Annotated in this window: 14 protein-coding genes and 1 pseudogene; 6 read left to right on the top strand and 9 right to left on the bottom strand. The window is 69.9% G+C overall.

The genetic code is table 11. From position 1 onward, the window contains the following. Positions 1 to 109: 109 nt before the first annotated feature. From KVT44_RS20920 to KVT44_RS20905, 3 genes are all read right to left on the bottom strand, one after another. Positions 110 to 946 (bottom strand): XRE family transcriptional regulator, encoded by an 837-nt coding sequence (locus tag KVT44_RS20920; protein ID WP_217568101.1) that lies wholly within the window; start codon positions 944 to 946, stop codon positions 110 to 112. Positions 947 to 1,271: 325 nt separating this feature from the next. Then, the gene (locus tag KVT44_RS58155) at positions 1,272 to 1,790 is read right to left on the bottom strand and encodes an SH3 domain-containing protein (protein WP_229889297.1); all 519 of its coding nucleotides are present in this window, start codon (positions 1,788 to 1,790) and stop codon (positions 1,272 to 1,274) included. Positions 1,791 to 2,249: 459 nt separating this feature from the next. Beyond that, positions 2,250 to 3,920 (bottom strand): fumarate hydratase, encoded by a 1,671-nt coding sequence (locus tag KVT44_RS20905; protein WP_099920842.1) that lies wholly within the window; start codon positions 3,918 to 3,920, stop codon positions 2,250 to 2,252. Positions 3,921 to 4,097: 177 nt separating this feature from the next. On the opposite strand from KVT44_RS20905, the gene KVT44_RS20900 reads away from it, so the two are divergent. Next, the gene (locus KVT44_RS20900) at positions 4,098 to 4,790 is read left to right on the top strand and encodes a DUF1707 domain-containing protein (protein WP_099920841.1); all 693 of its coding nucleotides are present in this window, start codon (positions 4,098 to 4,100) and stop codon (positions 4,788 to 4,790) included. A 199-nt stretch (positions 4,791 to 4,989) separates the two neighbouring features. Further along, positions 4,990 to 5,361: a WhiB family transcriptional regulator gene (locus KVT44_RS20895; RefSeq protein ID WP_075028724.1), complete on the top strand. Its 372-nt coding sequence runs from the start codon at positions 4,990 to 4,992 to the stop codon at positions 5,359 to 5,361. A gap of 172 nt (positions 5,362 to 5,533) precedes the next feature. On the opposite strand, the gene glpX is transcribed toward KVT44_RS20895, so the two are convergent. Further along, the gene (gene glpX, locus KVT44_RS20890) at positions 5,534 to 6,565 is read right to left on the bottom strand and encodes a class II fructose-bisphosphatase (protein ID WP_099920840.1); all 1,032 of its coding nucleotides are present in this window, start codon (positions 6,563 to 6,565) and stop codon (positions 5,534 to 5,536) included. A 125-nt stretch (positions 6,566 to 6,690) separates the two neighbouring features. Between glpX and KVT44_RS20885 the strand changes: the two genes are divergently transcribed. Then, complete coding sequence (locus KVT44_RS20885; RefSeq protein WP_099920839.1) at positions 6,691 to 7,209, top strand: DUF4245 domain-containing protein; 519 nt, start codon at positions 6,691 to 6,693, stop codon at positions 7,207 to 7,209. Positions 7,210 to 7,358: 149 nt separating this feature from the next. On the opposite strand, the gene KVT44_RS20880 is transcribed toward KVT44_RS20885, so the two are convergent. The 4 genes and pseudogenes from KVT44_RS20880 to KVT44_RS20865 form a co-directional block, all read right to left on the bottom strand. After that, the gene (locus KVT44_RS20880) at positions 7,359 to 7,949 is read right to left on the bottom strand and encodes a malonic semialdehyde reductase (protein ID WP_099920838.1); all 591 of its coding nucleotides are present in this window, start codon (positions 7,947 to 7,949) and stop codon (positions 7,359 to 7,361) included. A gap of 260 nt (positions 7,950 to 8,209) precedes the next feature. After that, the gene (locus KVT44_RS20875) at positions 8,210 to 8,467 is read right to left on the bottom strand and encodes an exodeoxyribonuclease VII small subunit (RefSeq protein WP_190172262.1); all 258 of its coding nucleotides are present in this window, start codon (positions 8,465 to 8,467) and stop codon (positions 8,210 to 8,212) included. 9 nt (positions 8,468 to 8,476) lie between these two features. Beyond that, positions 8,477 to 9,685 carry an exodeoxyribonuclease VII large subunit gene (gene xseA, locus KVT44_RS20870; RefSeq protein WP_217568100.1) on the bottom strand — a complete coding sequence of 403 codons (1,209 nt, stop codon included), beginning with the start codon at positions 9,683 to 9,685 and terminating at the stop codon, positions 8,477 to 8,479. A gap of 113 nt (positions 9,686 to 9,798) precedes the next feature. Next, positions 9,799 to 10,192: pseudogene (locus tag KVT44_RS20865) on the bottom strand (amino acid permease); the annotation flags it as partial. Positions 10,193 to 10,262: 70 nt separating this feature from the next. Here KVT44_RS20865 and KVT44_RS20860 point away from each other — a divergent pair. Both KVT44_RS20860 and ppgK read left to right on the top strand, forming a co-directional pair. Further along, positions 10,263 to 11,288, top strand: a complete 1,026-nt coding sequence (locus KVT44_RS20860; RefSeq protein ID WP_099920835.1) for a 4-hydroxy-3-methylbut-2-enyl diphosphate reductase — start codon at positions 10,263 to 10,265, stop codon at positions 11,286 to 11,288. Between the two features lie 29 nt (positions 11,289 to 11,317). Continuing rightward, the gene (gene ppgK / locus KVT44_RS20855) at positions 11,318 to 12,064 is read left to right on the top strand and encodes a polyphosphate--glucose phosphotransferase (protein ID WP_099920834.1); all 747 of its coding nucleotides are present in this window, start codon (positions 11,318 to 11,320) and stop codon (positions 12,062 to 12,064) included. A gap of 155 nt (positions 12,065 to 12,219) precedes the next feature. Here the strand turns inward: ppgK and KVT44_RS20850 are convergent, their stop codons facing one another. Continuing rightward, a complete protein-coding gene (locus KVT44_RS20850; protein WP_217568099.1) occupies positions 12,220 to 12,810 on the bottom strand; it encodes a DUF6542 domain-containing protein in 591 nt (196 codons plus the stop codon). A 176-nt stretch (positions 12,811 to 12,986) separates the two neighbouring features. On the opposite strand from KVT44_RS20850, the gene ychF reads away from it, so the two are divergent. Then, on the top strand, positions 12,987 to 14,075 hold the full coding sequence (gene ychF / locus KVT44_RS20845) for a redox-regulated ATPase YchF (RefSeq protein WP_099920832.1): 1,089 nt from the start codon (positions 12,987 to 12,989) through the stop codon (positions 14,073 to 14,075). Positions 14,076 to 14,212 lie beyond the last annotated feature (137 nt).

Raw genomic sequence — 14,212 nt, 5'->3', positions numbered from 1 at the left:
CGACGATCACCTCCAGTGGGGACAGCATCGCGGACGTGCCCCGTGTTCCCGGCAAGGCGGCTCCCGTTTCTCCCGGGGAGTCAGCTCCGTGAGCCGCTCTCTCGAGGAGTCAGCTCCGTGAGCCGCCGAGCGGGCCGGTGCACGCCGACATCCCGCCGACCTTGGCACAGGCCTCCGCCCCGCGCGGGCTCGACGCGGCCAGCATCGGGCTGCTGTAGCCGTCCGAGGGGTCGCCCGGGTAGGCGGCGGACAGCTCGTCCTGGTCCGATCTGATCGAGATCTCCCGCGCCCCGCCGGTCGTGGTGCGGACCTCCGACCAGACCGTCGCGCACGAGGGGGAGAAGCGCAGCAGCACGACCTGCCCGGCGCGCCTGACGGTGCTCTCCGTACGCGCGTCACGGCGGCAGACCTCGGAGGTCGGGAACTGCCCCTGGCAGCCGTGGCCCCGGCAGGAGGCGCCGGCGGGGGCCACGGGCTGGTCGGGGTCGAGGACGTCGGCGGCGCCCGCGGTGACCACCACCGTGGCCGCCATCGCCGCGAGGGCGATGACGGCCCGGTTGGACCCCCGGACGCGCCGGCCCCGAACCGGCGCGTCCGGAACCGCGGCCTGTGGGACCGGGGCCCCCAGGGGCGGGGTCGCCGCCCTGGACTGGGCCCGGGACGCGGCGTCCCACAGGGAGAGAAGGGGACCCGGGTCGGTGTCCGCCAGACGGCCGAGCGACTCGACCGCCGAGCGCGGCGGAAACTGTTCACCGCTCAGGTAGCGGTGCCAGGTCGACTTGCTGAACGGGGTGACGGAGGCCAGCGCGGCCAGACTCAGCCCCGTCCGCTGCTTCAGGCACCGGAGCCGCTCCATCAGCAGCTGCTCCTCGTCGATGTCCTCTGCGCCGACGCCCTCCGTACCGATGAGTTCGGTATCGATGCGTTCAGTGGTGATGTGCTCCATGTCGATATTTTCTGTTTTCGTACGTACTGCCTTGCTGTGTTCTGTCTCGTCCGACGAGTCGGGCAGCGGCTGTCTCTTGACCCTCACGTGGCTCTTCCTCTCGCTCCCTCGGCCTGCCGGGGTGACCGCCCTGATGTGTTCCCTCGCGCGGTGCCCGGGCACACCCCGATCGCCCGAATGCGAACCGAATATGAAGGGGAGTTGACCTGCTGTTTCGTCAGGGGAGTGGGGTCGTCGGCTGATCGACTTGTCCTACGGGCCGGCGGGGCGGACCGCGCCCCGCCGACCGGCGCCGGACCTCAGGAGGCGGGCGGCGAGGTGGTCGTCAGCACCAGCGGACGGCGCGGCTGTTGCGGACGTAGTGGGCGGAGACGTAGCCCCGGCCGTGGGCGAGCTTGTACCAGCGCGAGTTGCCCATGACGGAGGAACCGCTCTTCTTGCAGACGAGAGTCACCACGCGGCCGGCCCGCCGGGAACCGACGACGCGGTAGCCGGTACCCGGACCGGACCGGACGCGCAGACGCATGTGGTGGGTCGTCACCCGGCCCAGGACGTGCCGGGTGAGGTGATGCCGGGCGTGGTGACGCGCGTGGGTGATCACGTAGTGCTTGTGGTGGTGCCTCGGGGCCAGTGGCAGGGTGTGCGGGGCACGCTGGAGGCCGAGGATCGAGGACTGCGGGGACGCCGGGTACCAGCTCGACGACGCGACCGGCGAGGACGCGGCGCCCCGGCCGGGAACGTGCGGGGCGGCGGCCGGGGCGGCGGAGGCGACGGCTGTCACCGGGAAGACGGCGACAGCCGCGATCGCGGCCACCAGGCCGTTGCGCAAAGTGCGACCAATCATGGGATTTCCCTCCGAGATGACCTGCGGACCACAGGCTGTGATCCGGTCATCACGGAGGGTTTCCGGCAAAGCTCACAAAAATGCTGTCCCACTCGTTCCTGGGACGAAATGGGACAGTATCGGGGCGTGGCGGGACGCGTCCGGGCAGCGAACAACTGCCTCTGGCGTCCCGGGACGCCGCGCGAGCCCAGGGCCCCGCACCGGAATCGACGTGAACGTCGGAGCCGGTGCCGGGTCCTTGAAGAAGTCGTTCGGCTTGTTCGTGCGGCGGCACCGCTCAGGCTGTCCGGCGTTTGGCTGCGAGGCCCTTCGGGCCGATGGGGTCCGGGGCGAAGCCCCGGCGGGGTGCAGGGGCGGAGCCCCGCGTGGGTCCAGGGGGTCGCAGGGGGCGCAGCCCCCTGGGGGTGGGACGGGCAGGGGCGGCGGGGGCGAATTCCATCCCCGGCCGCCCCGAAGGCACTATGCGAGCCCAGGGCCCCGAACCGGGATCGAGGTGAACGTCGGCTGAGGAGCGGGATCCTGGAAGAAGTCGTTGCCCTTGTCGTCGACGACGATGAACGCCGGGAAGTCCTCGACCTCGATCTTCCAGACGGCCTCCATGCCGAGCTCCTCGTACTCGACGACCTCGACCTTCTTGATGCAGTCCTGGGCGAGCCGCGCGGCGGGGCCGCCGATGGAGCCGAGGTAGAAGCCGCCGTGTGCGTCACAGGCGTTGGTGACCTGCGCGGAACGGTTGCCCTTCGCGAGCATCACCTTGGAGCCGCCCGCGGCCTGGAACTGCTCCACATAGGAGTCCATGCGGCCGGCGGTGGTGGGGCCGAACGAACCCGACGCGTAACCCTCGGGGGTCTTGGCCGGACCGGCGTAGTACACCGGGTGGTCCTTCAGGTACTGCGGCATCTCCTCGCCCGCGTCGAGCCGCTCCTTGATCTTGGCGTGCGCGATGTCGCGCGCCACGACGAGCGGGCCGGAGAGCGAGAGCCGGGTCTTGACCGGGTACTTCGTCAGCTCGGCGAGGATGTCGTCCATCGGCTGGTTCAGATCGATCCGGACGACGTCGTCCCCGGCGGAGTCCAGGTGCTCGTCCGTGGTCTCCGGCAGGAAGCGCGCGGGGTCGGTCTCCAGCTGCTCCAGGAACACGCCCTCGGCGGTGATCTTCGCGACGGCCTGACGGTCGGCGGAGCAGGACACCGCGATCGCGACGGGGCAGGACGCGCCGTGCCGCGGCAGACGCACCACGCGCACGTCGTGACAGAAGTACTTGCCGCCGAACTGCGCGCCGATGCCGATCTTCTGGGTCAGCTCGAAGACCTTCTGCTCCAGGTCCTTGTCCCGGAAGCCGTGACCGAGTTCCGAGCCCTCGGCCGGAATCTCGTCCAGGTAGTGCGCGGAGGCGTACTTCGCGGTCTTCAGGGCGTACTCGGCGCTCGTGCCGCCCACCACGATCGCCAGGTGGTACGGCGGGCAGGCGGCCGTGCCCAGCGAACGGATCTTCTCCTCCAGGAACTTCATCATGGAGGCCTCGTTCAGAACGGCCTTCGTCTCCTGGTACAGGAAGCTCTTGTTCGCCGAACCGCCGCCCTTGGCCATGAACAGGAACTTGTAGGCGCCGCCGTCGGTCGCGTACAGCTCGATCTGCGCCGGAAGGTTGGACCCGGTGTTCTTCTCCTCCCACATGGTGAGCGGAGCCATCTGCGAGTAACGCAGGTTCAGCTTGGTGTACGCGTCGTAGATGCCATGCGAGAGGGCCTCCTCGTCGCCGCCCTCGGTGAGCACGTTCTGTCCGCGCTTGCCCATGACGATCGCGGTGCCGGTGTCCTGGCACATCGGCAGCACGCCCGCGGCCGCGATGTTCGCGTTCTTCAGCAGGTCCAGGGCGACGAACTTGTCGTTGCCGGACGCCTCGGGGTCGTCGATGATGCGCCGCAGCTGCGCCAGGTGCGCGGGCCGCAGATAGTGCTGGATGTCGTGGATGGCCTCCGCGGCGAGCTTGCGCAGCGCCTCCGGCTCGACCTTGAGGAACGTGCGCCCGTCGGCCTTGAAGGTGGAGACACCCTCGGAGGTCACCAGCCGGTACGGGGTGGTGTCCTCTCCCTGGGGGAGCAGATCGGTGTACGCGAACTCAGGCACTAGCCCATTCCTCACTCGACAGACAGCGGCATGCCTCCATTGGCAGCGTCCACCAGCGTAGAACCTGGCGCGGACGCTGAGTCTGTGAGGTAAGGCTCAGTTGGCGTGAAGGGGCGGTTTTCCACAGGTCGCGAGAAGGGGTAGTCGCGATCTATCGCGTTTGGGTACGCTGCTGTCGTGGACCTTCAGAAGCGCACCGAAACCCGGGCCTCCGACGCCGAACTCCGGGCCTCCGACGCCGACCGTGACCGGATCGCCGACATTCTGCGCGATGCCCTGGCCGAGGGGCGCCTCACCGCCGACGAGCACGCCGAGCGGATCGAGGGGGTGCTGGCCACGAAGACGGTGGGAGAGCTCGACCGATTCGTCCAGGACCTGCCCGCCGCGCGCGCGGGCCGCGCGACCCCCGCGTACACGTCCGTGCCCAACCGCCCCCAGCCGGGCGGCATCCCGGCGGAGGCCGACGAGAACGTGGTGGCGGTGTTCAGCGCCGCCGTGCGCAAGGGCCGCTGGCGCGCCGGGCGCCGCATCCACGCGTACGCCGTTTTCGGCTCCGTCGACATCGACCTCAGCGAGGCGATCTTCGAGTACCAACAGGTCGTGATCAAGGCGATATCGGTCTTCGGCAACGTCGAGATCAAGGTCCCGGAGAACGTCTCGCTGCGCGGCAGCGGCGGCGGAGTCCTCGGCAACTTCGAGACGCACACCACGGACGCGGGCGACCCCGACGCCCCCGTGGTCTACGTCGAAGGCTTCGCGGTGCTGGGGAACATCGAGGCGCGGCCCAAGCGCGGCAAGCTCGTCGCCGACATCCTCGACCGCACGATGGACCGCGTGGACAGGACTTTGCGCAAGCACCTCGACCGTTGACGCCTGTGAACGCGACGGCGCGCGGGGCGCATTGGTCCACTCACCCGCGCCCCGTTTTGAACGATCGGCTCCGCTCTCGGGAACTCAGTGCATAGGCGCGCGCACAGCGGGTAGGGCTTGCTGCATCGCCTCTTGGAGGGCGCTGTGGGACTTCCCGCGGTGCCCGGCACGCCCGCGAAGCCGTCGTCAGGAGTAGACCGTGCTGCAACCGCCGCATCAGTCCCTGCAGGTAGCTGCCGTTCCGGCGCAGCGGGCGCCAGTGCGGGACAGGGATCAGGAAGCCCCATGGCACACGGAGGCGGTGTGCCGCAGGGACGAGGCCGGCCTGTTCTTCGCGCCCTCCAAGGAGCCCACGGCCGCCCGGTTGTCCCGCGAGGAGGCGGCGAAGCGCGTCTGCGCCCGCTGTCCCGTGATGGTCGAGTGCCGCGAACACGCGCTGCTGCAACCCGAGCCGTACGGAGTGTGGGGCGGCCTCACCGCCGCCGAGCGCCGCGTGGTGCTCGCCCGGCGCCGCCGCCGCGACCTGGAACTCAAGAAGGCCGCCCGCGGCACGATAGCCGCAGCCGGCTGACCGCACGTACGCCAAAGGGGCCGCCCTCCGCACAGGGCCGGCCCCTTTGCCGTACGTACTTCTTCACGCGCCCCGAAGGGGCGCGGGGAACCGCGCGACCAGCCACGACGCACCCGCAGTGACCTACGAACTCGCAGTTCCCCGGCACTCCCGGCGGAGCGCCCCCGCGGAGCTACTTGGCGCGGTCGAAGTCGATCGCGCTGTACGCCCGCAACTTGCTCAGCCGATGCTCCGACCGAATCTGGCGCACCGTACCCGACTTGGACCGCATCACGATCGACTCGGTGGTCGCGGTCTCCGCCCGGTACCGCACCCCGCGCAGCAGCTCCCCGTCCGTGATCCCGGTGGCGACGAAGAACACGTTCTCGCCGGAGACCAGGTCGTCGGTGAGCAGCACACGGTCGAGGTCGTGCCCGGCGTCCACCGCGCGCTGTCGCTCCTCGTCGTCCTTGGGCCACAGCTTGCCCTGGATGGTGCCGCCCAGGCACTTCACGGCGCAGGCGGAGATGATGCCCTCGGGCGTACCGCCGATGCCGAGGAGCAGGTCGATGCCCGTGCCCTCGCGCAGCGCGAGGATCGAGCCCGCGACGTCGCCGTCGGAGATCAGCTTGATCCGGGCGCCGGTCTCCCGGATCTCCTTGATGATCCCCTCGTGGCGCGGCCGGTCGAGGATCACGACGGTGACGTCCTCGGGCGAGGACTTCTTGGCCTTGGCGACCCGGCGGATGTTCACCGAGACGGGCGCGTTGATGTCGACGAAGTCGGCGGCCTCCGGCCCGGTGACCAGCTTGTCCATGTAGAAGACCGCGGACGGGTCGAACATGGTGCCGCGGTCGGCGGCGGCCAGCACCGCGATCGCGTTGCTCATGCCCTTGGCGGTCAGCGTGGTGCCGTCGATCGGGTCGACGGCGATGTCGCACTCGGGGCCGGTCCCGTCGCCCACGCGCTCCCCGTTGAAGAGCATCGGGGCCTCGTCCTTCTCGCCTTCACCGATGACGACGACGCCGTTCATCGAGACGGTGGAGACGAGGGTCCGCATGGCCCGGACGGCGGCGCCGTCGGCGCCATTCTTGTCGCCGCGGCCGACCCAGCGGCCCGCGGCCATCGCGGCGGCCTCGGTGACCCGGACGAGTTCCAGGGCGAGATTTCGGTCGGGGGCCTCGGAAGGGACCTCGAGTTCGGACGGCAGATGATGCTCGGTCATCGGAGCGCACCTTTCTGATACGACGACGGCCGGATGAGGGTGTGCCCCGACTCTATCGTCAGGCTGACAAAATGAGCAGGGGGCCCCACGGATGAGCAGGCCAGGGCACCTGCGACGATAGGGGCGTGGCAGGTACGAAAGGCAAGCAGAGCGTCCGGGACATGCTCCTCTCCCTGGGTCTGATCGGGCTCATGGCGGGCGTGATCTACATCTTCATCCCGCACGACGACTCCGCGCCTCCTCTCAAGCGCGTCGACTACCGCGTCGAGCTGCTCACGGCGCGCCGCGCGGCGTCGTATCCCGTGGCGGCACCCGTGGGTCTGCCGACGGCGTGGAAGGCGACCTCGGTGCGGTACGACGGCACCGAGTTCGACGCCTGGCACCTGGGCTTCCACGACCCCGACGGTCAGTACGTGGCGATCGAGCAGTCGACTCAGCCCGCGGCCGTCTTCATCGACTCGGCCAGCCAGGGCGCCAAGGAGACGAAGGCCACCCAGCGGATCGGTGACGCGACGTGGCAGCGGTACGAGGGCGACAAGTACGACGCCCTCGTGCTCAGGGCCAAGGGGGCGACCACCGTGGTGACCGGGACGGCGTCGTTCGGGCAGCTGACGAAGATGGCGGAGGCGCTGAAGACGTCGTGATGTCGTGACGTCACGACGTCGTGATGCTGTGACGTCGTGATGCGTTCGCGCGTAATACGTCCGTGTACGCGTATGAGAAGGGCCCCCGGCGCCATTGCCGGGGGCCCTTCTCGTCTCATGCGCGTACGCGCCGGGGCGTACGCGGGGGCTCAGACGGTCGTGATGACCTGGTCGAACTCCAGGCGCGGGGAGCGCGGGAACCAGGCGTCCTCGCCGGGCTTGCCGATGTTGACGACCATCAGCGGGGTGTGGTCGTCGTCCAGGAACTCCTTCTGGACGCCCGCGAAGTCGAGACCGGTCATCGGGCCGGCGGCGAGGCCGGCGGCGCGGACGCCGATGATGAAGTACGCGGCCTGCAGGGCGGCGTTCAGCGAGGCGGCACCCTCACGGGCCGGGCGCTCGGCGAAGAAGACGTCCTTGGCCTGCGGGAAGTGCGGGAACAGGGCGGGGAGCTCCTCGTGGAACTCGTTGTCCGCGGAGAGGATCGCGACCAGCGGGGCGGTGGCGGTCTTGGGCTGGTTGCCCTCGGCCATGTGCTGCACCAGGCGCTCGCGGGCCTCGGCGGAGCGGACCAGGGTGATGCGCAGCGGCGACTGGTTGAAGGCGGTCGGGCCGTACTTGACCAGGTCGTAGATCGCCTGCACCTGCTCGTCGGTGACCGGCTCGTCGGTGAACGTGTTGGCGGTACGGGCCTCGCGGAACAGGAGGTCCTGGGCGGCGGGGTCAAGAACGAGAGACATCAGAAACCTTCTCGGGATGTGCGGTGGATCCGGGGGGATCGGTTGGCGATGTCGACAGTACGGGGATGAGGTTTAAGGTTCAACCAAAAACGACGTGAGGTGATCCGCTTCACAGGGAGTGAGGGGTAGGGAGGTCGCTTCCGGGCGCCAGGGTTCCGGGGGAACGACGAGGCCGCCGTCACCGAGCGGGACGGCGGCCGGGTGTCACTGGGGATGTCGCCGGGTGCTACCGGCTGCGGAAGGGAGCGAACGTCATGACGTCACCCGGAGTCGCGGCCTCCGTCTCCGTGCCCGTCTCCGTCCTCGCTCTCCGACTCCTCCTCGGCCAGCGCCGCGTCCAGGCGGGCCCGTGCGCCCTCCAGCCAGCGGCGGCAGACCTTCGCCAGCTCCTCGCCCCGCTCCCAGAGCGCCAGTGACTCCTCGAGCGTCGTGCCGCCCGCCTCCAGTCGGCGTACGACCTCGATCAGCTCGTCCCGCGCCTGCTCGTACCCGAGCGCCTCGTCCACCTTGCTGGTCATGCGCCCACCCTATGCATCGACTCGTACCGTGAATTCACCCTCGGCGACCCGCGCCCGCAGCGCCTCGCCCGCCGCCACCTCGTCCGGATCCCGGACCACATGACCGTCGGTCTTCTGGAGCACCGCGTACCCCCGTTGGAGGGTCGCGGCGGGGGAGAGGGCCACCACACGCGCGTGGGTGTGCGTCAGCTCCGAGTCGGCGCGGTCCAGCAGATGCCCGAGCGTGCGCCGCCCGCGGTCCAGCAGCGCGGAGACCTGGTCGGCGCGCTCGTCGACCATCCGATGCGGATCCTCTATCGAGGGCCGGGCCAGCGCGTGCGCGAGCCCGCGCTCCTCCCGGTCGATGAAGGACTGGACGCTCCGTCGCGCCCGGTCCCGCAGGAACCGCACCCGCTCGTACTCCTCCCCGACGTCCGGCACGACCTTCTTGGCCGCGTCCGTCGGTGTGGACGCGCGCAGGTCGGCCACGAAGTCCAGCAACGGGTTGTCGGGCTCGTGCCCGATGGCCGACACGACCGGCGTACGACAGGCCGCGACCGCCCGTACGAGCTGCTCGTCCGAGAACGGCAGCAGGTCCTCCACGCTGCCGCCGCCGCGCGCCACGATGATCACGTCGACGGTGTCGAGCGCGTCCAGCTCCTTCACGGCCTGCACGACCTGCGGCACCGCGTGCACCCCCTGTACGGGGACGTTGCGCACCTCGAAGCGGACGGCCGGCCAGCGGTGCCGCGCGTTCTCCAGCACGTCCCGCTCGGCCGCGGACGCCCGCCCGCACACCAGCCCGATGAGCTGCGGCAGGAACGGCAGGGCCTTCTTGCGATCTGCAGCGAACAGCCCCTCGCTCGCCAGGGACTTCTTCAACTGCTCGAGTCGCGCGAGGAGTTCCCCCACGCCGACCGGTTTGATCTCGGTGGCCCGCAGCGACAGCTGCCCGCGCGGCGCGTACCACTCAGGCTTCGCCAGGACGACGACGCGGGCACCCTCGCTCACCACGTCCGCCACCGCCTCGAACACCTGCCGGTAGCAGGTGACGCTCACCGAGATGTCGTACGACGGGTCGCGCAGGGTCAGGAAGACGACGCCCGCGCCGGGGCGCCGCGACAGCTGGGTGATCTGTCCCTCGACCCACACCGCGCCGAGCCGGTCGATCCACCCTCCGATGAGCCGCGACACCTCGCCGACGGGCAGTGGGGCGTCCGCGGACGTGTTGAGAGCCATGCGCCCGAGAGTAACGGCCCCCACTGACACGAGGCCCGCACGCGTTCTTGGCGCGGAGCGCCGTGGTTTCCCGGCACGGAGCGCCGAAGCAGCCCCCCGCCCCCGCTACCCGCGGACGCCTCCACGATCACGGCAACGGTGACCGCGGCCCCGATCACGCGGACCAGGACATGCCGCCACCACACCACGGGCCCCCCGACGCCGTACCGCGAACCACCCCACCACACTCGCGTGCGGCAGCGTGAACGCGGTCAGCGCGCCGATGTCGACCACCGACACCAGACGGTCGAGCCCGTCGTCGCGCCGCGCCGCCCACATCGCCGCGACCAGCGTGATGACCGCGGCGCACAGCGGCGCGGCCCGCGGCACCCCGGAGTCGGTCTTCGACAGCGCCCGCGGCAGCCGTCGGTCGCGGGCCACCGCGAACACCAGCCGCCCCGCCGCGGCCTGCCCGGCGAGCGCGGCGAAGGCGGCGCCGATCGCCTTGCTCGCGGCCACCAGGTTGTGCCCACCCCGTCCGGCTCCCCCTCGGTCTCCCCAAGGAGGCGATCTTTGACGCGTCGGGCGCGGCCTTACGATGGGTGCCATGACTGCTTCGCCTGGCCGCCGTGTCCTGCTCGCCGCCCCCCGTGGCTACTGCGCGGGCGTGGACCGCGCCGTGATCGCCGTCGAGAAGGCCCTCGAGCAGTACGGGGCCCCGATCTATGTCCGCCACGAGATCGTCCACAACAAGTACGTCGTGCAGACCCTGGAGAAGAAGGGCGCGATCTTCGTCGAGCAGACGGCCGAGGTCCCCGAGGGGTCCATCGTCATGTTCTCGGCGCACGGCGTCGCCCCGGTCGTCCACGACGAGGCCGCGGCCGGCAAGCTCGCCACCATCGACGCGACCTGCCCGCTGGTCACCAAGGTCCACAAGGAAGCCGTCCGGTTCGCGAACGAGGACTTCGACATCCTGCTGATCGGCCACGAGGGCCACGAGGAGGTCATCGGCACCTCCGGTGAGGCGCCCGACCACATCACCCTCGTGGACGGTCCCGAGGACGTCGCCAAGGTCGAGGTCCGCGACCCGTCCAAGGTCGTCTGGCTCTCCCAGACCACGCTGTCGGTCGACGAGACGATGGAGACGGTCGACGCGCTGAAGGAGAAGTTCCCGCAGCTCATCTCCCCGCCCAGCGACGACATCTGCTACGCCACGCAGAACCGCCAGCTGGCCGTGAAGCGGATGGGGGAGGAAGCGGACCTGGTCATCGTGGTCGGCTCGCGCAACTCCTCCAACTCCGTGCGTCTCGTCGAGGTCGCCAAGCTCGCGGGGGCGCGGGCGGCGTACCTCGTGGACTTCGCCGACGAGATCGAGGAGGGCTGGCTGGAGGGTGTGACGACGGTCGGTGTCACCTCGGGTGCCTCCGTCCCGGAGGTCCTGGTCGAGCAGGTCCTGGAGTGGCTCTCCGCCCGTGACTTCGAGGACGTCGAGATCGTCAAGGCGGCCGAGGAGTCCATCACCTTCTCGCTGCCCAAGGAGCTGCGCCGCGATCTGCGCGCGGAGGCGGCGGCGCTGGTGGAGCAGCGCACGGCGGCGGGTTCTGCCGCCCCCTCCGAGAAGTGACTGTCTGTCGTACGACGTAGCGTAGGGCCATGCAGATCTTCGGCGTGGACATCGGCGGATCCGGGATCAAGGGTGCCCCTGTGGACCTGGACCGCGGCGAACTGACGGAGGAGCGCTACAAAGTGCTCACTCCCCATCCGGCGACCCCGGACGCGGTGGCCGACGGCGTGAAGGAGGTCGTCGGTCACTTCGGCTGGACGGGACCCGTCGGCATCACCTTCCCCGGGGTGGTCACCGGCGGCGCCACCATTCGTACGGCTGCCAATGTCGACAAGGCGTGGATCGACACCGACGCGCGTGCCCTGCTGGGTGAGCGGCTGGGCGGCCTCCCGGTGACGGTGCTGAACGACGCGGACGCGGCGGGTGTCGCCGAGATGCAGTTCGGCGCCGGACGCGACCGTCGGGGCACGGTCCTCCTGCTCACCTTCGGTACGGGCATCGGCAGCGCGCTCTTCGCCGACGGCGAGCTGGTTCCGAACACGGAGCTGGGACACCTCGAGCTGAACGGCCACGACGCGGAGAAGCGTGCCTCCACCAAGGCCAAGGAGGACCACGAGCTGACCTGGGAGCAATGGGCCCACCGGGTGCAGAAGTACCTCGCCCATGTGGAAATGCTCTTCTCGCCCGAGCTCTTCATCATCGGCGGCGGCGTCAGCCGCAAGGCCGACAAGTTCCTGCCGCTGATCGAGGGCATCAAGGCGGAGATCGTCCCGGCGCAGCTGCAGAACAACGCGGGGATCGTGGGGGCGGCGATGCGGGCGGCGAAGTCCGCGTAGGCCCTCCGGGGCGCGCGGGGCGGGGCCGGGAGCCGGCGCCGGTGTGGCCGCGCCCGTCGAGTTCGTCGGCCCCGTCACGCCCGTCGCGCCCGTTGTGTCCGTCGGCCCCGATGTGTCCGTCGGGCCCGGCGTATCCGTCGCGTCCCTCGTGTCCGTCAGGTCGGACGGCGGCGCGGCCGGATCTCCTGGCGGGGCTCCCGGGCCGCCCTGCGCTGGGCGGCCCTGCGGATCATCAGGCGGACCTTCCGTACGGTGGTGATGACCCCCGCGATCAGCGTCCCCCCATACAGCCATCCCGCCTGGGTCGCCAGCGCGGTGACCAGCCCCATCAGTTCGCCCCCGATCCCGCCGCCCCCGTCGGCGACGGGCAGCAGCCCGAACGCGAAGGCGATGGGCACGACGACGGGCGCGGTGACGATGTCTCCCCGTCGCACCCACAGCGCGGTCAGCGCGCACACCGGCAGGAACAGCACCCCGTAGACCACCAGCGACGCCCCGAAGAGCAGCTGGTCGAGACAGGCGAGCGCGAACATCGTCGCCCCGCAGAACAGTCCGCCGCCGAGCCCGGTGAGCCGGGGGTTCGGCATCCGCCGTCGCGCCGGAGCGGGCCTGGGCGCGGGCGCGGGTCGCCTCGCGGGAGGCGCACTCCTGCGTACACGGTCGGCTGCGGCGCGCCCGGTCTGGGCGGGAAGAGGTGCGCCGCGTCGCGGTCTGTACTGAGGGGGACGCGTCCTGTGTTGCTCCACTGGACCAACTTAGGTCGGTTTATGTGCGGAATAGCCCCTCAGACACGCCGATGGGCCGACCTTGGCCATGCGTTCGATGCGTCGCCGGTAAGGGACCACGCACCCCGTAGACTGGTGGATCGGCCCGCGCACCTTCGCGGACCTGTCGCCCACCCTCACGTACGGGAAGTCGCAACGTGTCGCTCACGATCGGAATCGTCGGTCTGCCCAATGTCGGCAAGTCGACCCTGTTCAACGCCCTGACCAAGAACGACGTGCTCGCGGCCAACTACCCGTTCGCCACGATCGAGCCCAATGTGGGCGTGGTCGGTGTCCCCGACGCCCGGCTGACCAAGCTGGCCGAGATCTTCGGCTCGCAGCGCGTGCTTCCGGCGACGGTCGACTTCGTCGACATCGCGGGCATCGTGAAGGGCGCCTCGGAGGGCGAGGGCCTGGGCAACAAGTTCCTCGCGAACATCCGTGAGTCGGACGCGATCTGCCAGGTCATCCGTGCCTTCAAGGACGAGAACGTCGTGCACGTCGACGGCAAGGTCTCGCCCAAGGACGACATCGAGACGATCAACACCGAGCTGATCCTCGCGGACCTCCAGACCATCGAGAAGGTCCTGCCGCGCCTCCAGAAGGAGTCGCGCATCAAGAAGGACATCGCGCCCAAGGTCGCGGCGGTCGAGGCGGCGAAGGAGATTCTGGAGAAGGGCGACACGCTCTTCTCGCAGGGCATCGTCCAGGGCTCCGGCAACGAGGAGCTCCTGCACGACCTCCACCTCCTGACCACCAAGCCGTTCCTCTACGTCTTCAACGTGGACGAGGACGAACTGGTCGACGAGGACTTCAAGGCCGAGCAGCGCACCCTGGTCGCCCCCGCCGAGGCGATCTTCCTCAACGCCAAGCTGGAGCAGGACCTCGCCGAGCTCGACGAGGAGGACGCCATGGAGCTCCTGGAGTCGGTCGGCGCCGAGGAGCCCGGTCTCGCCACCCTCGCCCGCGTCGGCTTCGACACCCTCGGCCTGCAGACCTACCTCACGGCCGGCCCCAAGGAATCCCGCGCCTGGACCATCAAGAAGGGCGACACCGCCCCCGAGGCCGCCGGAGTCATCCACACCGACTTCCAGAAGGGCTTCATCAAGGCGGAGGTCATCTCCTTCGAGGACCTCGTCGACACGGGCTCGGTCGCCGAGGCCCGCGCCAAGGGCAAGGCCCGCATGGAGGGCAAGGACTACGTCATGCAGGACGGCGACGTGGTGGAGTTCCGCTTCAACGTCTGAGCAGGCGAAATAACACCACGTTGGCTGCCTGGCGAACATACAGGTCAAATGGGGTCGGCTCTTCCGGGAGCCGACCCCTTGCTGTTTCCCGTGCTGGGACGGTGCTGGGTTTCTTGATGGGCCGTCATCTATTCGAC

Source organism: Streptomyces sp. GbtcB7, from assembly GCF_019091445.1.
GTDB lineage: Bacteria > Actinomycetota > Actinomycetes > Streptomycetales > Streptomycetaceae > Streptomyces > Streptomyces mirabilis.
The sequence above is the reverse complement of the archived record's forward strand: the minus strand, read 5'-3'. Positions and strand labels throughout refer to the sequence as shown.